Genomic DNA, 20,706 nt, shown 5'->3' with positions numbered 1-20,706 from the left:
CATCAATTAGTACGATTGATGTTCAAAAGAGAATTAAATCATTACTAGTATGCATAAAGAATTGGCTTGACAAGAGTTACTACCTGAGGGTATTTCCCATCCTGTGGATCAACGGAGAAATGTTATGTCCTTCGTTCATTCGGTAATAGGCATAACATTAGCCAAACCCCTATTAAGAAGACAATGCATACTGTTAGTCCACACTGTAAAGCGAACAAATAGTTTGCAAGATAACGCCCTGTGTCCAATACTGTATAAAAAACACCGCCAATAACGCTGATTCCCAAAGCCGAGGCTGTTTGCTGAAATGTTGAAAATACTCCTGAAGCAGCACCTGCATCTTTTTCATGGATATTATTTAAAACAACATTTAAGAGAAAGGGCAATACAAAGCCATTTCCAAAACCATAGAGTGCTAAAAAAAGCATCGATATGAACGGTTTGTTCTGCGCTGTGAAAAAGAAAATTTGCATTAAAAACGAAAGCAATATGATCGCTAATCCCAATTGTAAAACCGCCTTGCCAAACCTCGGAAGTAACCTCGAAGCAATTCGAGAAGATAACATAAAGAAAATCGCGTGTGGAATAAAATACAAACCACATGTCAATGCTGTTATCCCTAATCCACTTTGCAAATAGACAGCGATTATCAATAAATAAGCAGTATGAAGCATAAAGTGGAATAATACAGCAAATAAGCCAATTCTAAAATCCTTTATTTTGAACAGTGAAAGATCAATCAGTGGATACTGTTCATTTAATCGTTTCTTTTGCTCAATAAAAACAAACAAGCTCAAAAATACAAGCGACAGGATAAACAACACATAAAACCACCAAGGAAAGCTATTTTCCCGTCCTTCTGTCAATGCATAGATTAGGCAGGCTAGTCCGATTGTTAACACAAAAGCGCCTTGGTAATCAAATCTACCCTTCACAGTTTTCGCTGTTTCTGTCAAATACCGATGGATCGCCAAAAGCGAAAAGATTCCAACAGGAAGATTAATAAAAAATATCAAACGCCAACCTTCTACAAAGAAATAAATTTCGGCCAGATATCCTCCCAATACCTGTCCGATTATAGCCGCAATACTCAAGGTTATACCATACCATCCAATAGCAACAGCTCTTTCTTTCGTATCTATAAACAACAATTGAATCAGAGAAATTGATTGAGTAACCATAAAAGCGGAACTCACGCCTTGGAAAAAACGGGCAATATTTAGCTGTGCTGCTGTTTGACTTAGTCCACAGATGCAGGAGGTTATTGTAAAGGCCAACATCCCCCCAAAAAAAACTTTCTTTTTGCCTAGAAAGTCTCCCGCTCGCCCACCAATGATCAGAAAACATGCACTACCCAATAAATAGGATGCGATAACAAGCTGTATTTCACCATCAGATGCATGCAGGTTACTTTTGATTGTTGGTATGGCAATATTGATGATAAATATATCAATAACATACAGTAAAGGTGCAGTAAGCACAATAAGAAGTGCATACCACTTATTAATAGTCGTACTCATGGAAATAGAATTGATGTTTATAAATTGGGAAATACAGGAATTAGTGTTGCTGTTTTTCTAGCTCCAGCAACCATTTTTTTCGCCAGATACCACCGCCGTAGCCGCTTAGGCTGCCATCGGCACCGACCACTCTATGGCATGGCACCAAAATGGAGATCCTATTCATTCCATTGGCATTTGCGACAGCCCGCAGCGCTTCTGGTTTTCCGATATGAAGTGCTTGCTGCTTATACGACCTTGTTTGCCCGTATGGAATTTCTCTCAACGCCCGCCATACCACATTTTGAAAATCCGAGCCGGGTGTAAATAGAGGAACTGTAAATTCTTTTAGTCTACCTTCGAAATAAGCTTGGAGTTCCTTTTCTAGCAAGGGAAAATGGGGATTATCGCCCTGTACGATCGTTCCATTGAGTGCTTTCGCAAGATTTTTGAACTCTGTTTCTAGCATTTTCCGATCTGTAAACTCGAGTAAACATACGCCCTCTGGTACGGCGCAGGCATACATGGTACCTAGCGGAGTCTCAATTCGCTTTAAATCAATCATACGTTGCTCTTTACTATTTTTAGGAGAGACCCCAAAAATATGTTTAAAGGAATCACCAAAGCCACTAAGGGATTCAAATCCAGAGTTAAAAGCTACATCCGTCACAGAAGCGCCATTTTGGATTTTTTTAAACGCCGAATTTATTCTAAACATCCGCTGATAAGCATGAAAGGTCATACCATGGTTTTTTATAAACCAGCGTCGCAACTGGTTTGGTTCAATACGACGTTGACGCAGATCGTAGTCCTTGAACTTTATACTCGGATCAGCTGTTAATTCGGCTATAATTTCTTTGATGTATAAAGGTGTTTCACTTAACATCTCAAGTGGATGGCATACCTTGCATGCGCGATATCCATGGAGGATACATTCTTTGGTTGATTTAAAAAATTCGATGTTCTCAGGTTTGGGTTTCCTGGCAGTACAAGAAGGCCGACAGAAGATACCCGTTGTCTTTACAGCAGTAAAAAATATACCTTCATAATTGACATCTTTATCAATGATAGCCTGATACATTTGTTCGAAACTTAATTCCATAATGCGATTATTTATAATGATAGAACAAATTTATAGCGAATACATTCCTTCTACAACCGAAAAATTGACAAGTATTTTTTTATTTACGAGGGATTGCAGGATATCTTCTTTTTTGCTATTTTATCCAACAAATATCTGTTGGAGCATTTGATAAACACGACTATTTTGGTCTTATATTATACGCACGAAACGATATTCACTAACAAGCAACATGAAGAGAGCCTTTCTATTTTTTATTGTATTATTCTGGATGCCGAAGCTGCATGCACAGGTCAATCAGACACATCAAATGGTGATCCAATTTCTGGATACCTTGCAAAAAAATGCCTACATGGGAAAATCCATGCAGTGGGATTCCATCAGACCAGCGTTCATAACGGAGACTCGGCATATTAATGAGGTCAACCAATTAAAACCATATTTCGAAAAATTGTTAAAAACTTTAAAGGATGGACATTCTAGTCTGTTCTTTGAAGAAGCGGAACAGAATAAGGAATCAGAACAGGACCAATTTGAAAAAATGGCGGTCATGACGGATAAAGAAGCAGGTATACCCCCGAAAAACTTTCAGCATTATATGATCAATAGCAAATATGCTTACATCAATGTACCACCCGTAATGCTAGAAAACAGAAAATATGTGGATACCATAGGCATACAACTGAAAAACTTGGACGCTCAGGATCCTAAAGCGTGGATCATAGATCTAACGGAAAACAACGGTGGAAATATCATGCCGATGATCTGGCAATTTCCGTCCTTATTGGACACTGATAAAACGTACGCTTACGTAGATGCGCAAGGCAAAGAAACGAAGGCTATTACCTATTATACTGTTGAAAGTCCCGAAGATCTCACATATTTCCAACTTTTTCAATTGGAACCTGATCAGGTCAAACCCGTAAAATTGCTGCATAATGATATCCCTATTATTTTATTGACAAGCAACATTACCGCTAGTTCCGGAGAGTTCTTTACCGCTCACTTCAAAGGACAGAAAAATGTAAAAGTAATAGGGCAAAAAACTGGTGGTCTCACTTCTGGCAATGCTCCTTTCAATATCAATAAGAATTGTATGGTCATGCTTACAACTTCAGTCTTAAAAGATCGTAATGGCAAAGTATACAAGATCGCCGAGGGTATAGAACCTGATCTTGTTTTTCCCATCGACATGAAGCCAAAAAATGGTAAGACCAAACTGACCTATAACGAAATGCAGGAAGTTATAAAAAATGCAAAACAACGTTACATAGATCAGGCGATAGCGGTCATCGAGAATAAATCTGGAAGCTGATTCCAGGGACACGATCAAGCTTGGCGATTGCCTGATGAATATTTATCTTACAATTTGCAATACCGTTTCTCCTTTGGGGATGTATAACAGCATATCTACGAATGTTTTTCTGTTCATACCATTTTTATCTGTATCCATATAGCCCAATAAAGATTCTCCCTTATTAACACCTTTTCGTGGTTCAAGTCGAACCATTCTACCCTCAGCATAAAATTTCATGATGTAATCCTCCAGTACATAAAATGTCCGGGAATTTGGCTTCGAGTTCGAAAATGTCGTTGCGACAGATTTACCTTTTCGACCTTTCACTGTTTGAAACTTAGTAATTATATCTTGGGAAAAATACTCAGATTGGTACCATTCAGCATCTGCCTTCAAAAATCGTGCATTTAAATCATCGTAGTCACCCGTTTCAAAAACAGCTATCATCTCCTTATAAAAACCCAGTAGCTGCTCTTCGAGCTGTTGAGGATCCAACTGAGTCAAATCTTGTCCATTCTTCCATCCTGCAAGTTGATAGGGAACAGTAGCGGTAAAGCTAATATCGGTTTTATATGCTGTCCGTTTGGTTAAATCCACTTTTTCGTCAACAGCCTTATAAGACACAATTTCTTCGGGCTCCTTTAAAAGACCATCTTTCCCCCAACCAGTTTTCTCTATTTTGAGTGTGAATTTATCACCAGCTTCGAGATAGGGCTTATTAATTCCTTGATCATCATAACCCGGATAGAGTTCAATGGTAACTTGTTGTTGCCCATTTTGAAGAATATAGGGATTGATATTTATCCTCCCCATTCCCGGAATTTTATCAAAATTGGAATAAACCGGACAACCATTTACCAATACGCTGAAACTAAACAAGCTTTCAACTTCCAGTTGATAAAGAGGTTCATCTTTGAATCTGCGAACTTTTTCTGAAAGATAGCTTATACGATTAGTTGTTGGCATCATCCTCTCTTTTTTTTCCTGTGCACATCCCCTGCCACATATTACCGTTAATAGCAAAACCATTATCAATTTCACCATATCTATTGAACTTTGAGCATATTTATTGAACTTTGAGCATATTTATTCAGTCGCATCATACAAAGTAAATAGATATTTTCACCTGTTAAGTATTCTTTTAAAATTCGTTGTAGTTCATTTAATATCCGTAACGCCAGTCATGGCATTTCTACTCGTGAGATTTATGGTCTATTCTTCAACAACACCTGATTTAAATCGTATTATCCAATTGCAGATATTGATTTTATAAGCTATCTATCAAATGCCACCCGAGGAGAAGACCAATAATAAGAAAACATGCAGACATCAAAGCAATACCATATGACCCATAAGTAAAGTTTTCTGACTCAATCTGTTTTGCAACTTTTCTATACTTAATATAAGCTAGAACAACTGTAATGGATCCTATGATAACGATTGAGACACCAACAACTCCGGAATATTCGGGTTCTATGTCCATGGACATCTTTGAATTCAACATCAATGTGATCTGCTGTATAAATAAGGAAAATTTGACAACAACAAAACCAAAGCCCATGATCCCCAAACTCGTTGTTATCCAAGCTAAAAATGTACGTTCATTAGCTAAATGGTCGTTGATTTTTTCGGTGTTATTTTTTTCTATCATAAGGTAAAAAAGCGTATGTAGTGGAAGTTTCACATGATAATTCCCTAGTCAATCTTGTACGGTAAACCAACAGTTGACCTGTTTTGTTTAGGCCGCATGTAAAAATAGTTGGAAGGCCAATTTGAAGAGCTGACATAAATTTTCTTTCATGAGGGAAAAATACCTACTCCTGTAGTGTTTGTGCGGTAAACACTGTATCACTTTACGGATTACGTCTTTGTAAACTACGGATATGAAATAAATGCCCCTCTTTGGGTACAGCTTTTGATACATAAAACGAAACAAAATACCACCTTAATTATTAAAATGTCATATGGAAAATATAGATCAGAAAGCAAAGAAAATGGGCCTGGAAAAAGGATATTATCTACTACTCATGGCTATTTTGGATATTCCAGTAAATAACGAGAAAGACAAGGAGAAAGAGGATTAACTGTATGAAAAGAATCGTTATTATAAGTACCTTTCCACCCCAGGAATGTGGATTGGCGACTTTCACGAAAGACCTCAGAAAAGGAATGGGATTGGACCAGACGGCATCCATCGATGTAATTGCTGTATCCAAATCCGGTTCCGAACAGTTTGATCCGGCAATACGCTTTGTTATCGACAAAGAACGGCTTGATAGTTATATCCAAGCTGTACATATTATCAATGGCGAATACGATTATTGTATTATCCAACACGAATATGGAATATTCGGTGGCGCTGATGGTATATTTATCAATCAGCTGGTCAATCACTTAAATATTCCTTTATTAACAATATTCCATACCATATTGCAATCTCCATCCTTGCGACAAAAGGAAATCATGGAATTGCTGCTTAGCAAATCCCAGGCAGTAGTTTCGCTATCGCCGAAAGGACGTGAATTATTAAAAGATCTCTTTCCACTGGTCGACAGACAGAAAATTCATGTCATAGCCCACGGTGTACCCCAGTTTGATTACAATCAGGGATTGGCAAAATACAGATTGGGCTTACAGGATAATTTTGTGATGATGACTTTTGGTCTGATAGGGCGAAGTAAAGGATTAGAATATGCAATCCGCTCATTGGTAGAGCTCGATCTACCAAATTTCAAATATTTAATTGTGGGCAAGACGCATCCGAATGTACTGGCACATGAGGGTGAATCGTATCGTTTTGAATTACAAAGCTTAGTAGATCAGTTACAATTGCAAGATAGGATTATTTTTATTGATGAATTTATTAATGATGATCAATTAAAAGAATATTTAACAGCCTGCGATATCTACCTTTCTCCTTATCAACATGAACAGCAGATCAGCAGTGGGACATTATCGTTTGCGGTCGGTGCCGGTGCTGCCGTCATCTCAACACCCTACTGGCACGCAGTAGACCTATTGACGGATGAACGGGGTATCCTCACACCTTTCAATGATGTCCAAACCATGGCTGCTCATATCAAATTATTGTATAGATCGAAACGGTTACTTGCATGGCATCGTTTCAAAGCACGTTGTTATGGAGAACAGACAACCTGGAAGATGATCGCCAAAGTATATCTTGAACTGCTCTCAACACTCGCCACGCCTGTACGATCGCTGGTACATTATAAGAATTACCATACGTTTGATTTAAAACAAGAAGCATAACGACAAAACATTGAACAGCAGTCATGCATAGATAGTTTGATTTATTTATTATAAAACATTATTCAAATGGATGTTGTTCTGAGTAAAAAAAGCATCAATATTATGGGAAATTTATTATACATCATTGCCGTTATTTTAGTTATCATCTGGGCAATTAGTTTTTTCGGAGGTTACGCGACAGGAAATATAATCCACACGCTTTTGGTCATCGCAATTATTGTGGTGCTGTTACGTGTTATTCGCGGTGCCGCCTAAGCGGTGTCAGGGTTGGACAAAATATAGAATGTACCTGAAAAGATCTCTTGAAAAGGCTAATTTGATCGACTATGGAATACGGTAGTCTTTGTATCGCTCTCATGGCCTGCAAATTCACCGTATTCCATTGTAATAGCCAGCCCAAAATCAACTATTACCCCGTTTAAAATTTGTAACTCAAGCCTGCTTTGATTATAAAAGGTGTCCCGGGTGTAAAATGCAGTTCTGAAACAGGTTCTTGTTCATTCCGTAAACGGGTTTCAGTTTCAAATTGGGCCTCATTCCATTTCGTATTGAATAGATTCTGTGCCTGGATCAGGAAATTCCATTTTCCTGCAGCATAATTTAATAGAAGATCATTGACAAAATAGCCTTTTGCCTGTACAGTGTTATCTTCAGTCGCGGGCTTTGTGTTCATATAACGATACCTCAGATTTGCCGAGATTCCCCAAGGCAATTGCACAGCAACCCCACCTGTACTGGTCAACGAAGGCACCAACGGGATATAGTCCTCTCCTTTCGGTTCACCAACTGCTCTCGCATAGGCGTAATTGATATCACCATCCACATATAACCAAGGTGTTGCCTGATAACGCAGACTCAGGTCAGCTCCCAAACGTCTGGTCTTGCCCGATGGCTCCACCACCGCCTCATCGCCAACATATACAAATTCCTGTTGTAGGTAGAGTCCCCAAAGTGCGGGCTGAATAAATAGGTTATCCGTAGGTTTCCAGATCATACCCAAATCGCCACCATAGGAAAATGGCATAATTTCATTTCCTTTTTGTGCCATAACGACTCTAATATCGTTGGAATGGAAGCCCATACCTGTCTTCAGATAGACTTGTGCTTTACTATTTATGGTGTAACCAAAATTCAGCTTAGGGCTGATACGCGTCGCCGAGGCATCTTGTCCAGCGGGATCGCTCTGAAGCTTATCGTGCATATTGAAAATGAGATGGTCAACTCGTACCGCTGGATTGATCAACCATTTGCCGATGCGCCAGTCCAGGTTCGTATAAGCATGTAAATTCATCTCCACTCCGGTAATATGCGACAACCTATTCAATAAGGAATCGCGTTGATATACATGATTTAACTGTAGGTCTTTTATATCGTCTACACGAAGTCCAAAACCTGAAGTCCAGGAAAGCTGACTATTGTCAAAATGGTATTGACGATTGTATTTGTTTTCCATTCCATACAAGTATCGATTGTCGACTTGCTCGATCTCATCCCCATACATGGGGTCTTTCAAGAAGAAGGTGAAGTCTGAAAATAATTGAAATTTATACCTGGAAAAATAGATATTACTCTCCCAGCTTTCGTCATCGTTGATCAGAGCCCGATACTGTAAAGCAAGGTTCATCCGTGAGGTATTACCTCCTTCTGTAGAGTCAATTGAGCCCCAACGACTTATTAAGCCCTGGCTGACGGCTCTTTCCGGGATTTGCCCCGATGCATTCCAACCCGAACTAAAGATGGATCCCTGCAGATTGATATAATGCTTTTGATCTATCCATTGGTTATATTTTGCGAATAGATTAACACGGCTAAAGTTTTGCTTTACATCAAAAGGTCCATTTGAATAATTAAACTCACCGGCAGCATACGCATATTTATTTTGCTGGTGATTATTCAACAGGTTTATCATCGCGACTGTACGCCAAGAATCAAAAGAACCGCCCTCGACCTTGAAAAGATTATTGTCCAAATGATCCAAAGTGTTAAAATTGACATAACCAGATGTATTTAAATCACCTTTGTCCGCATAATAGGCACCTTTACCAAAATCAATATCTTTCACTGTTTCCGGAATAATAAAATGCAGATCTGCATACCCTTGTCCATGAGCATGCGAAACCATATTCACAGGAATGCCGTCCGCACTGACAGCGATATCTGTACCATGGTCGTTGTCAAAACCGCGCAGGAAAATCTGTTCAGCTTTTCCACCGCCGGCATGCTGTGCAATAAATAAACCCGGCACCTTACGTAATAAATCCTGCGCAGAATTTACAGGTATGCGGTTCAGATCAACTTTGCTCAAGGTCTTGTTGACGTTGAATGCATCCACCTGAATCTGGTTTAATTCCACTTCATTTTTCTGCATAACAACCGCAATGGAAGATTGTTGCCTGTTTAGAATATAATGCTGATCAAGGTAGCCCACTCTACTGAATATCAGGGTATCCGGAAATGTTGACGGCTGCACCGAAAAAGTTCCGTTTGAAGCCGTATGACTATGTTTCAACCCACGTTGATAGCGAATATTCACTTCTTCCAGCTGCTGTCCGCTATCTTTATCCCTTACCAGGCCCTGAAAAATGGGCTGTTGTGCATATACATAGGAGAAGCAAAGCATTGCTGCCGTAAGGATTATTTTATGTTTGTTCATTTATATGTAATCGTAAATTAAGTTTTTGGTAGTCTTTCGGATTACCAACCAAGAAATAGCATACCCGCTCCACAAATGGATAGTACAGTACCGCTGATGGCATGCACATAGCGATCTATCTTTTCTGTATTGAGCAAATTGTAACCATAGATTCCCAACAGCACCATACCGACCATCGTGATCACTGTTGTAATAGTAAATACACTGATCAGTGTAATCACCTCGGGTATAGACCGATGTGCTCCCGAGAAAAACAAAAGCGGTATCAAAGGCTCTGAAGGCCCCATAACGAAAATTGCAAATAATACAAAAGGTGTAACCTTTGTCTGCTGATGGTGATGAGTATGGGAACTTTTACCATGACTATGTTCATGCACATAAACTTCATTGCCAATCACATCAAAATGCTTATGGGATTTTTTGCTATAGATCTTCCAGATACCATAAGATAGATAACCGAGGCCAAAGATAAACAGCGCCCAACTGGAAAGATTTCCACGTACATCTTGCAACCAGCTAATTTTGTTGAGCTGCCAGCCCAGATATACGCCGATAATTCCTAAGATAACCGAACTAAAAACATGTCCCAAACCGCAGACCACAGTCCAAAGGATTGTTTTACCGAGCGACCATTTTTTGGATTTGGACAATACTATAAAAGGCAGATAATGGTCAGGACCAGATGCCGTATGAAAAAAACTGATTGTAATGGCCGTGATGGCCAATGCATAAAGTGTCGTACTCATGTGTACAAATGATGTTGATGTTAAAGAAGCCGTTACTTCCAAAAAAGAGTGAAACATCACATAGCAATAAAATATGTGCTATGTGTAATTAACCAAGAAATAGCAGGAGGTTTAACAGTAAAGTCTAAAGGAATGGTAAAGGATATACCGATCAGGAATCCTATTGGACAGGTATTTATTCTGAAAATCATAAAAGCTGTACCAGGCTTTCTTCGCCATAAAGAAAAAAGCGATCGACAGAAGTAAGCCCAAACTACATAACCACAAAGCATAGGCTAAATGCTGTTCATAGCTCAATTCAAATGCACATTCTTCTGTTGAGCCTAAATAAAAATCATCATGTTTCTGTCCTGATGCAACAGTAGTAACGGAATGATGATGATTAGCTTTCGCAGAGGTTTCTCTACTCATTTTTCCTGCAGGTGAGCTACAACAAAAAATGAGCATAATGACTATAAAAAGATGTCTGATATACCTATGCATAATACCGTCAATCCATGCTGGATTTGTTTTCAAATTTATTGCATGAACCAAAGCTTCGAGTAGCACAAATCTTGAATTTTATAGTCTTTTTATAATCAAGATATATTTCATGATTATAGTACTATTTCTTTCAAAACTTCATTGTAAACTATTCCAAATAGCAATATGACCAAATAAAACACGCAGATAGTATTGATCAAAACAATTAAAAAGTAGCACAAATCATGAATATATTTCAATTGATTTCGATTTGTGCTACACAAAAAAACTAGACGATGATTTTAAACTGTTTGTCCGTTGCCAATAAGACAATACTCAGCACACACATGATTAGGGAATTATAGAAATGATGGTATTCCTGATGAGCCATATGTGCTGTCAACGCCCCCACCGCAAATGGAAACAGAAGCAAGATACCGATATTCTTAAACTCTGGTTTGTATAAACCGATCAGAAGAAGTATAACACCGAACAACTCTCCTATTCCAATGCCCAACGTCCATATTTTATTAAAGCCTAATGAATCCATGCTCTGCATCATAGACTGTTTCTGAAAGACTTTAAACAATGAAGCATACCCAAATACGTATAGGTAATAGGCATAACTCAACCAATGAACAATAGATTTTATAGTTTCCATTTTTATATTTTATTAGATGAGCTACAAATTTCTTTATTAAATTGCATGAATAACAGTACGTACCAAATTGTATGATACCAACAAAAAAGTAAGTATGAACAACAGAAAAGAGAATTCCACCAATACGATCAATGAAACGTATTGGAAAGATCATTGTGGTATTGCATTTACCTTATCTACTATTGGTGGAAGGTGGAAAATAAATATGCTGTCTTATCTCCTCAATGAGGAAAGACTACGTTATAGTGAGTTGCGAAAAAGATTGGTTGGCATTTCGGAGCGCATGCTCATCGCTAAATTGAAGGAACTGGAGCAGGACGGATTGATTAATCGAATTGTCTATCAACAAGTACCGCCCAAAGTAGAATATGAACTGACCGAGCTTGGTCGCTCACTGGAAAAAATTTTGGTCCTCATGGATGAATGGGGTGAGAAAAACATGTAAAATACAGTCCTTATATCAATGGAAATATAAGGACTGTATATTAATTTTTGGAAAGCGCATATAGGGCAAAAGTACCCAGCCAATGCGACCCCATATAATCATCTTTGGAAGTGATATTGGGTAGTGAATATTTTAAATGTTTATTGGCCAAACCATGCAGATGCTTCAATTCAGGGAGTGCCTTAGCGATGCCATTCAGACAGGTAGCCCGGCTAAAATTCAATCCATCCAAATGAACCAGATGTCCATCCGTACGATCCTTTACGATACCAGGTTCCAAATTAAAATCTGGATTAAAAATTTCAGGAAGAAAATCTTTCAACCATTTTCGATATTGGTCCTCTCCTAAAACTACACTCATGCAGAGCGCTTCCTCAAGGCAGGGTGAAAGGAAATCACTACCACTGGGTTCAAAAGAGATATTACAGTTTTTATCATGATCATATAGCCTCACAGCGTTTGTCGTCAACGACTTTTCGAAGGCTGCATTGTTTGTCCCCCGTGCATAGTCCAATGCCAATGAAAGACCAAAAGCTGAATTGTCGTGATAGCCTGTCCGGATTGGATAGACCAATTTCGGTAAATATTCCTGGTAAGCTTTCATAATATGCTTTGCCATTGGATCCAGAATTTTTGCCCAACGTTCTGCATCTGGATCTTTCCAGGTCAATAACTCTTTTTGCAACTGCAGGAGCCAAGCCCAACCGTAAGTCCGCTCAAAGTTCTTATTATTTTTATCCTGGAAAAAAGCTAATTCTATTGCTGCATTTTCGGCTGTAATATTATGATTAAGCTGCTTCCTTATAGCTCCAGATTTGTCCAAATCCGGAAATTGCTTCAAAATCCGCACGATGGACCAATAGCCGTGGACAGATGAATGCCAGTCAAAACAGCCGTAAAAAATGGGGTGCAGCGTCCGTGGTCCCTTCAAATCCTGATCACTTCCAAGCACTTGTCCCAATTTGTTCGGGTATTCAACTTCAATACAGTGCAAGGGCAATGTAAGGAGATGTTTTGCCTGTGCGCTATCCAATTGTATCGGTGCATTGTTTGTACTTGTGTTTACTTTTATCTCCGAGTTGTTGTGGCAGGAAATCGCCAAAACAGAACCACAGAACAATCCTATTATTCTTTTCATTTTTTAAAATTTTATTCCATCTAACTCACAACCAAGACCGGTTTATAATTCATTGTTATATTAGCTTTTATCCGAGGCTTCATGAAGCAACTGTGTTACCAAATTTGGTACTGCCACCGTCGCTGCCTGTTCAAAACATTGTACACGCCCCAACGCTGTACTATTTGGGATCTGTTTGTCTATTAAAAACGATCGGCAATGGCTCGGTGCAAATTCCCGAAGTCCCGCGGCAGGATAAACCTGTAACGAAGTTCCGATAATAATCAGGATGTCTGCCTCAGCAACGTGCAACATCGCTCGTTCAATCTCTGGGACAGCCTCACCAAACCAGACAATATTTGGTCGCAGTTGACTACCTTTTTCGCAGAGTTCGCCCATCTTTATCTCGTCCCCTTGAATTGGATAAATCAACCGATCATCAAGAGATGACTTGGATTGATCCAAACGGCCATGTAAATGGATAATCTTTGTGGAACCAGCCCGCTCATGCAATAAATCTACATTTTGTGTAATAATCGTCACCTGGTAAGCCGACTCTAATTGACGTAAGGCGAGATGTGCTGCATTTGGCTGTGCAGCCAATGCTGCTTTCCGTCTAAGGTTGTAGAATTCCTGCACCAGTACTGGGTTTTTGTTCCAGCCTTCGATGGAGGCTACAGCCATCACGTCATGCCCTTCCCATAGCCCATTCGCATCCCTAAAAGTAGGTATACCACTTTCGGCAGAAATACCTGCTCCTGTTAATACAACGATATTTTTCTTTTCCATTTGGCTTTTTAGTCAGTTAAAAATAAGAAAATCTCCCGATTCTAATAGATTCAGACATACTTTCTTTTGAAAATGAAACCTTTCTTATTCCCTTATCAACCTAGTAGCATAATCATCTGGAAGCTCCAACCGAATCGAATCTTTGCTAGCAGCCGCCTTTCGGTTCATCTCATCGAAAGACCGTTGGTAATAGACAAATGCTTTGTTGGGTATATGTAGATCCTTGGCTTGTTTTACAGCAAATTGATATCTGTTATCCATAAGTTTGACATGTTTGTAAATCCGATAAGTCACAAGCTGAATCTGTACCTTATCAAAAGCAGGAATTCTCTTCAAATCGGCAGGCTCATGAAAATATTTTTCATCGAAATACATAAATTCATCGGATTCCGCCAATTGCTCCAGGTTTAATTTTCCATTGATTACTTCATTGCACAGCGAATCCGCCCGTTGTCGTTCCATTTTATTTCCATCTCCGGCACTGCAGGAAGCTAAGAGCATAACCGTTGACAAAGACAACAGAAAAATATACGATAGACTCATCTGCCTAAGTTAGTATAAAAAATGCTTCTCTCCATAAGATAAACATCAAATATTACCATTCAACTAGAACTAAAAAGCCCAAGATAGGATTATCTTGGGCTCGAAATAATTTAATAAAAGGAAGTTACAGATTATTTTCAATTGCGCCTACCTTTTCGCGGTGCAATGCTAAAGGCGAATCCAACAATACCGCAATCACTGTCATATTTTTATCCAAACGTTCTTTTGGTGCCTGGATATAAACAATCCCCGGAATACTGCTCCAATAGAGTTTATTGAAAATCTCATGGTTGATCATCGAACCTTCACCTACGACTCGAATACGTGCGATACCATTCTTTATTCCTTTAAGTGCAATAGGTCCTGTCGGAGTTCCTTCCACAAAAAGATAAAGGGTCTGACGATCCTTGGAAAGTGCACTTAAGCCTTCATAATGTCCCTCTGGCAAGCCTTTCCCGGTTTCATAAAGTGCTTCAGCATGCTTTTTAACCCAATCCAACACGGCTGGATTTGTCAGATTCCCTGTAGGCAACTTAGTCTCCATACCATCTAATGTCAAACCGGAATGATCGAAGATATTCTTTCCAACATGCAGCGTTGACGCAATTTGATTTAACGCAGTACCAATATGCTTGTTGTTTAAAACATTTTCCAGGCTTACCTCTTTTTCCTGAGGAGCTTGCCATTGAACCTTGTCTTTGAATTTCAATGCCAAAACAGTAACATCTTGGTCGAAGTTAACTTTCGTTAGATCCAATTGGATTGCTGCATCGGCAGTCGTTACTGTTACCTTTGAGGCGGCATCCCCCACAACGGAAAGCTCTGGAAGAGCTGTATTCAGCAAACCCTTTAGTTGTAATTGCGGTTTTTGCTCATACACATAGAGATAAAGGGTTTTTCCATCTTTTGACAAAGCCGACTTTCCTTGGTAATTCTCGAAAGGAATACCTGCTCTTGTGCCATAGATAGCCGTTGCGTGTTTATTTGTCCATCTTCCCAGCTGCTTCAAAATATTCAGTTGCTCTTCAGGAATGCTTCCATCGGCTTTTGGACCGATATCCAACAACAGATTTCCGCCCATCGAGATACAATCAACCAAGGTGCGGATAATCATGTTGGGTGATTTGTATTTCTTGTCGAATGGTTGATAGCCCCAGGAGTCGTTCATGGTGTAGCAGAGTTCCCAAAATTTAGTTTCCGGACGGGTTACAGGAATACCTTGTTCAGGCGTTTCGTAATCACCGTGATGGTTCAATCGCGAATTAATAATGATATTCGGATTATGTTTACGCAACAGCGCCAGAGTTTCCTTCGCTTTCCACTCCTCAGCACTATGCTCCCAGTCCCCATCAAACCAGATCAGTTCGGGTTTATATTGCTGTGATAGCTCACTGAGTTGCTTCTGATAATATGCTACATAATGGTTCCAACGGTTGGGTTCTTTTGCCAGTTCATAACGCTTTCTTGCGCGAGTAAACACATCATAATAGGGATGGCTCCAATCTGGCAATGAATAATATAAACCTGTATGTAGGCCCTCTTGCTGTATAGCTCGCACAAATGGTGTAATAACATCCTGTTTTGCAGCGGCATCTTTCACTGTTGTAATAGCCTTATCCGCTTTGGTATTCCATAAGGAAATCCCATCGTGATGTTTTGTTGTGATAACCGTATACTTTGCCCCAGCCTGTTTGATCAATTTAGCCCATTCCTTAGGTTTATAATTTTTGGCTGTAAATCCATCAAGCTGCTTGATATAATTATCGTGGTTAATATAGTTATTGAAGAATGACCACGACTCTGAGATTCCATCAACGGAGTAAATACCCCAATGAATAAAAATCCCCAGTTTGGCATCCTCAAACCATTCCATTTTTTGCGCTGGTACGTTGTTCTGGGCGGTGACGTTTAGACAGGTCGACGCCAAAAGAACAAAAAGAGAAACCTTTTGAAACTTCATAAAGCTAAATTATCAATTACATAACGAGTTTAAGCCGGCAAAATACATATAAATCGTCAGAATCCTATTGTGTAAGCGATAAATTACAGCGAGGAAGCCTTTGCTAAACCGTATAACTCCTCAATATTAGTGACAGAGTACCAAGCTGTAGAAGCAATGGGCACAATTATAATTGTATTTCAACGCAAATTTATCTAAGTTTGAAGGGTATGATCGAATTATATACAGACGGGGCATCAAGCGGAAATCCGGGACCGGGTGGTTATGGAACCATTTTGAGGACCATTTATACAGGCGACAACGAAGCATTTAAAGGGAAACTCATCGAAAAGGAATTTTCAGGAGGTTATCGAAAAACGACAAACAACCGCATGGAGCTAATGGCTGTTATTGTGGGGCTGGAAGCATTAAAAAATTTAAACCAAGCGGTTACTGTATATTCCGATTCCAAATATGTCATTGATGCAATTGATAAAAAATGGGTCTATGGATGGATCCAAAAAGGATTTGCCGGAAAAAAGAATAAGGACTTATGGATGCGTTTAATGAACGTCTATAAATTACATAAGGTCAAGCTGGTTTGGGTCAAGGGACATGCTGGTCATCCTTTGAACGAACGCTGCGACCGCCTTGCTGTTGCAGCTTCCAAAGATAAGAGTACCTGGAAGATTGACACAGTATTTGAAGTCGAAGAAAACAAATAGCGAATGCAACTATTCCAAAAGTAAATTTTGTAAAACTGAATCAATTTAGAATTGAATATCGAACGTTCAATTGTTATAGCAGAGCAGCAAATCCAAAGGATTTGCTGCTCTTTTGTTTGGTCTAGACTTCTTCGGATCAATTTGCATTCCCTCCCATATACCAGTAACTCAGTTTTATCAAAGTTTCTCCCTCCTAAAAGCGAAACGCTGGTGCAGCGATTTCTTGGGTTTTACTCGCTCTAAATTCCTTCATACTGACAGGCTCCTTGCGCTCCAATTCGGCGAAATCCACCACCCCATTATCCTTTGCCCAGCGAAAATAAGCTGTTGATAACCGTGATACAACTTCGTGATGTTGGCTCGCTATATCTTTTCGTTCTGTAGGGTCTTGTTCCAGATCGTATAATTCCCATTTATAGGAAGGCCAAGTTGATACCAATTTCCACTTTCCGATCCGCGCGGCACGATTACCTGCCCGTTCCCAAAACAGACCTTCTTCCCGTTTGACTGTATCCTGTTGCTGCAACAGTACAGGAACCAGACTTTTCCCGGGAAGTTTATTCGCCTGATGTCCTTGATATTCTTTTGGATACACAGCTCCAGCCAAATCATAGAAGGTCGGCGCCAAATCTATGATATGCCCAGTCCCCTTTTTAATACCCTGTGCGATCTTGCCCGGAAACCAAGCTATAAACGGCGCGTTGATACCACCTTCATAGGTATAATCTTTAAAGGCCTTGAATGGTGTGTTTGATGCATAGGACCAGTTTTTACTTTGTGATTCGAATGAGCCCACCGTGCCAACCGGACCATTATTTAATCGAGCACCATGAAACCAACGAACAAGATCCTCGGCAGGTGCTCCATTATCAGACAGAAACACGATTAAGGTATTGTCCAATTGTCCGTTGTCTTTCAGTTTTTGCAATAGTTTGCCTACAGTTTGATCCAAACGGTCGACCATCGCGGCAAATACCTCCATTTTCTTGGCCCATAGCTGTCTTTGATCAAAAGATAAACGCTCCCAATCGTAAATATCTTCATCAGCAACAGAGAGTGCTGTCCCATTTTCAACAATACCCAATTGCTTCTGACGTTCAAATCGCTCACGACGGATACTTTCCCACCCTTTATCATAGCGTCCCTTGTACTTGGCAATATCTTGTGGTAGGGCAACTAAAGGCCAGTGTGGCGCAGTATGTGCCAAATACAGAAAGAAGGGTTTATCTTGACCTTTGATCTGATCCAAAAAACCTTCGGCTGCCCGATTGATCAGCTCTGTGGAAAAGGAACTTTCCAAGGGATAACCTGCGGAATCTGTTGTTTTATTGAAAGTTGGAGCGCCCGAATCAGCATTCTTTTCCTCTCTCGGGAAAACTAAGTCAAAACCGCGATCCCAAGGAAGACTCTTGCCTTTACCAGACACATGCCATTTGCCTGATGTCGCTGTGATGTAGCCATTGGAGCGAAGGACTTCAGCGATGGTCAGCGACTCCGCATTGATATAACCTTGATAAGCCGGTAGGCCCAGATCATTTGAGAAATACCCTACCCCTGCTTTGTGCTGATACTGCCCCGTAATCAGCGATGCACGTGTAGGTGCGCAGATGGAGTTATTGTAAAACTGTTTCAGGCGTATCCCTTCATTAGCCAAACGGTCGAGATTGGGGGTTGCAATCTCTGAGCCGTAGGCACCCAAATCTGAATACCCAAGGTCATCCGCGAGAATCAAGATAATATTTGGCTTTTTATTTTGTGCCAGAACAGTACCTGCCCATCCAAAAATAAGGGCTATATATAATGTTATCTTTTTCATCCGTATAAATTATTTGTTCATCAATTAGTTACTTCCTGCGCTTAGCGGAATTGACCGGTCGGTTTCAGCCGCCTATAATCTACTACGCCATTCTCTTTTGCCCAGATTGTATAACGAGCTTCGAGGTCTTTGACGATCTCAGGGTATTGATCGGCGAGATCTCTATTTTCTCCGCGGTCTTCGTCGATATTATAAAGCTGCGGCTTATTTCCCTCCTTAAATAAGGAGACTAGTTTCCATTTACCATAGCGAACAGCTTTGTTTCCGGCCCGTTCCCAAAACAAGGGCGCTTGGCGGTCAACCTGGTTTTTGTCTGTATGTAGTAGCTGCCGTAGACTTATACCTGGTAGTGGGTTGGTGGTCAAGTCTCCTTCTTTCGAAGGATATTTCGCTTGTGCAAAATCATACAATGTAGGCGCAATATCAATCAGGTGTCCTGTTCCCCGCTTCACAACATTGGCTTTAACTTCTTTGGGATACCAGACAATAAATGGTGAACCAATGCCCCCTTCGTAAGGATTGTCCTTATAGCTTCGCAAGGGTGAATTGCCTGTTTGGGACCAACTGCTATTTTGTATATCATAGGAGCCCGGCAAACCAACGGTTTCGGTATTTCGGGATGTATAAATGCGATTACGCTCACCACCTTGAGCGCCGTTGTCGGATAAAAAGATGATAATCGTGTTCTTATCTTCTTTTAGTTCTTTTAATGTCTGCCGCACCTTTCCGATGCTCTGATCCACACGATCGATCATTGCGGCAAACACTTGTTGCCGACGTTGCCAATATTGTTGTTCATCATAAGTAAGCTTATTCCATTCTTGCACACTGGAATCCTTTGCAGCGATCATCTGTCCTTTAGGAAAAACACCTTTTTGAAGTGCATTTTCGTAGCGTTTCACACGCAGGCTATCCCAACCTTGTTGGTATACGCCATTATATTTTTGGGTTTCCTCTTCTGGAGCCTGCAAAGGCCAATGTGGTGCATTAAAGGCGAGATATAGGAAAAATGGTTTTTTATCCTGTGCTTGCTCGCGTAGAAAACCGATTGCCTGATCAGTGATTTCGTCTGTTAGATACCGATTTTTAGGTAAATAGAAGGCTTTGTTATTTCGATACAAGGGTACGGTGGGATTTTCGGGATCATTGATTTCATAAAAATTGGAGGCTCCACCCACAAAATTAAAGGAGCGTTCAAACCCACGTTGCGCAGGCCATTGATCTTTATCATCGCCGACATGCCATTTCCCGGAAATAATAGTCGAATAACCTGCTCCTTGCAGTATTTCGGCCAATGTCCGCGATTCGTGATTCAGAAATCCCTGATAGGCCGGCAAGCCGAGATTAACGTTAAAATAGCCCATACCGGCACGATGGGCATACTGCCCAGTCAACAATGTTGCGCGTGTTGGGGCACAGATCGAATTGTTATAAAACTCCTGAAAACGCGTACCTTGTTGTGCCAATTCCGTCAAATTTGGTGTATGAAAATCTGTTCCGCCATAAGGCTCTATATCTGAAAAACCCAAATCGTCGACCAGAATCAAGACAATATTTGGCCGCTTATCCTGCGCTTTACTTCTATTCAGTAAGCAACTTAGACCAGTCAATAAAAGAATAAATACTGTTTTCATAATTTATCTTGTTTTGTTGAACTTATATC

The 20,706-nt window shown here is 40.0% G+C and carries 19 protein-coding genes; 5 read left to right on the top strand and 14 right to left on the bottom strand.

What is annotated here, in order from left to right; genetic code table 11:
- Window positions 1-122: 122 nt before the first annotated feature.
- A complete protein-coding gene (locus tag DFQ12_RS02225; RefSeq protein WP_120257399.1) occupies window positions 123-1,520 on the bottom strand; it encodes an MFS transporter in 1,398 nt (465 codons plus the stop codon).
- A 40-nt stretch (window positions 1,521-1,560) separates the two neighbouring features.
- Window positions 1,561-2,601 carry a bifunctional transcriptional activator/DNA repair enzyme AdaA gene (locus tag DFQ12_RS02220; protein ID WP_120257398.1) on the bottom strand — a complete coding sequence of 347 codons (1,041 nt, stop codon included), beginning with the start codon at window positions 2,599-2,601 and terminating at the stop codon, window positions 1,561-1,563.
- Window positions 2,602-2,812: 211 nt separating this feature from the next.
- Here DFQ12_RS02220 and DFQ12_RS02215 point away from each other — a divergent pair, with 211 nt between their 5' ends.
- Window positions 2,813-3,895: a S41 family peptidase gene (locus DFQ12_RS02215; protein ID WP_120257397.1), complete on the top strand. Its 1,083-nt coding sequence runs from the start codon at window positions 2,813-2,815 to the stop codon at window positions 3,893-3,895.
- Between the two features lie 42 nt (window positions 3,896-3,937).
- Here the strand turns inward: DFQ12_RS02215 and DFQ12_RS02210 are convergent, their stop codons facing one another.
- The gene (locus DFQ12_RS02210; RefSeq protein WP_244211657.1) at window positions 3,938-4,846 is read right to left on the bottom strand and encodes a hypothetical protein; all 909 of its coding nucleotides are present in this window, start codon (window positions 4,844-4,846) and stop codon (window positions 3,938-3,940) included.
- Between the two features lie 298 nt (window positions 4,847-5,144).
- On the bottom strand, window positions 5,145-5,528 hold the full coding sequence (locus DFQ12_RS02205; protein ID WP_120257395.1) for a YidH family protein: 384 nt from the start codon (window positions 5,526-5,528) through the stop codon (window positions 5,145-5,147).
- Window positions 5,529-5,965: 437 nt separating this feature from the next.
- On the opposite strand from DFQ12_RS02205, the gene DFQ12_RS02200 reads away from it, so the two are divergent.
- Both DFQ12_RS02200 and DFQ12_RS02195 read left to right on the top strand, forming a co-directional pair.
- Window positions 5,966-7,147: a glycosyltransferase gene (locus tag DFQ12_RS02200; RefSeq protein ID WP_120257394.1), complete on the top strand. Its 1,182-nt coding sequence runs from the start codon at window positions 5,966-5,968 to the stop codon at window positions 7,145-7,147.
- Window positions 7,148-7,249: 102 nt separating this feature from the next.
- A complete protein-coding gene (locus DFQ12_RS02195; protein WP_104381542.1) occupies window positions 7,250-7,402 on the top strand; it encodes a lmo0937 family membrane protein in 153 nt (50 codons plus the stop codon).
- Window positions 7,403-7,565: 163 nt separating this feature from the next.
- Here DFQ12_RS02195 and DFQ12_RS02190 read toward each other — a convergent pair whose 3' ends face one another.
- The 4 genes from DFQ12_RS02190 to DFQ12_RS02175 form a co-directional block, all read right to left on the bottom strand.
- Entirely contained in the window at window positions 7,566-9,800 is a 2,235-nt protein-coding gene (locus tag DFQ12_RS02190) for a TonB-dependent receptor (protein WP_208642414.1), read from the bottom strand.
- A gap of 41 nt (window positions 9,801-9,841) precedes the next feature.
- The gene (locus tag DFQ12_RS02185; protein ID WP_120257393.1) at window positions 9,842-10,546 is read right to left on the bottom strand and encodes a hypothetical protein; all 705 of its coding nucleotides are present in this window, start codon (window positions 10,544-10,546) and stop codon (window positions 9,842-9,844) included.
- Window positions 10,547-10,657: 111 nt separating this feature from the next.
- Window positions 10,658-10,957, bottom strand: a complete 300-nt coding sequence (locus DFQ12_RS02180; RefSeq protein ID WP_120257392.1) for a hypothetical protein — start codon at window positions 10,955-10,957, stop codon at window positions 10,658-10,660.
- A gap of 340 nt (window positions 10,958-11,297) precedes the next feature.
- A complete protein-coding gene (locus DFQ12_RS02175) occupies window positions 11,298-11,669 on the bottom strand; it encodes a DoxX family protein (protein WP_120257391.1) in 372 nt (123 codons plus the stop codon).
- Between the two features lie 94 nt (window positions 11,670-11,763).
- Here DFQ12_RS02175 and DFQ12_RS02170 point away from each other — a divergent pair, with 94 nt between their 5' ends.
- Window positions 11,764-12,114 (top strand): winged helix-turn-helix transcriptional regulator, encoded by a 351-nt coding sequence (locus DFQ12_RS02170; RefSeq protein WP_120257390.1) that lies wholly within the window; start codon window positions 11,764-11,766, stop codon window positions 12,112-12,114.
- Between the two features lie 40 nt (window positions 12,115-12,154).
- On the opposite strand, the gene DFQ12_RS02165 is transcribed toward DFQ12_RS02170, so the two are convergent.
- The 4 genes from DFQ12_RS02165 to DFQ12_RS02150 form a co-directional block, all read right to left on the bottom strand.
- On the bottom strand, window positions 12,155-13,252 hold the full coding sequence (locus DFQ12_RS02165; RefSeq protein ID WP_120257389.1) for a DUF2891 domain-containing protein: 1,098 nt from the start codon (window positions 13,250-13,252) through the stop codon (window positions 12,155-12,157).
- Window positions 13,253-13,312: 60 nt separating this feature from the next.
- On the bottom strand, window positions 13,313-14,020 hold the full coding sequence (locus DFQ12_RS02160) for a Sir2 family NAD-dependent protein deacetylase (RefSeq protein ID WP_120257388.1): 708 nt from the start codon (window positions 14,018-14,020) through the stop codon (window positions 13,313-13,315).
- An 84-nt stretch (window positions 14,021-14,104) separates the two neighbouring features.
- Window positions 14,105-14,563: a hypothetical protein gene (locus DFQ12_RS02155; protein WP_147420311.1), complete on the bottom strand. Its 459-nt coding sequence runs from the start codon at window positions 14,561-14,563 to the stop codon at window positions 14,105-14,107.
- 124 nt (window positions 14,564-14,687) lie between these two features.
- Window positions 14,688-16,523: an alpha-L-fucosidase gene (locus tag DFQ12_RS02150; RefSeq protein WP_120257386.1), complete on the bottom strand. Its 1,836-nt coding sequence runs from the start codon at window positions 16,521-16,523 to the stop codon at window positions 14,688-14,690.
- 209 nt (window positions 16,524-16,732) lie between these two features.
- Between DFQ12_RS02150 and rnhA the strand changes: the two genes are divergently transcribed.
- Entirely contained in the window at window positions 16,733-17,227 is a 495-nt protein-coding gene (gene rnhA, locus DFQ12_RS02145) for a ribonuclease HI (RefSeq protein ID WP_120257385.1), read from the top strand.
- Window positions 17,228-17,420: 193 nt separating this feature from the next.
- Here rnhA and DFQ12_RS02140 read toward each other — a convergent pair whose 3' ends face one another.
- A complete protein-coding gene (locus tag DFQ12_RS02140; RefSeq protein WP_120257384.1) occupies window positions 17,421-19,043 on the bottom strand; it encodes an arylsulfatase in 1,623 nt (540 codons plus the stop codon).
- Window positions 19,044-19,084: 41 nt separating this feature from the next.
- Window positions 19,085-20,677: an arylsulfatase gene (locus tag DFQ12_RS02135; protein WP_120257383.1), complete on the bottom strand. Its 1,593-nt coding sequence runs from the start codon at window positions 20,675-20,677 to the stop codon at window positions 19,085-19,087.
- Between the last annotated feature and the right edge of the window lie 29 nt (window positions 20,678-20,706).

This window comes from Sphingobacterium detergens (genome assembly GCF_003610355.1).
In the GTDB taxonomy this organism is placed as follows: Bacteria; Bacteroidota; Bacteroidia; order Sphingobacteriales; family Sphingobacteriaceae; genus Sphingobacterium; species Sphingobacterium detergens.
Note: the sequence above shows the minus strand (reverse complement) of the source record. Positions and strands in the feature narration are given on the sequence as shown.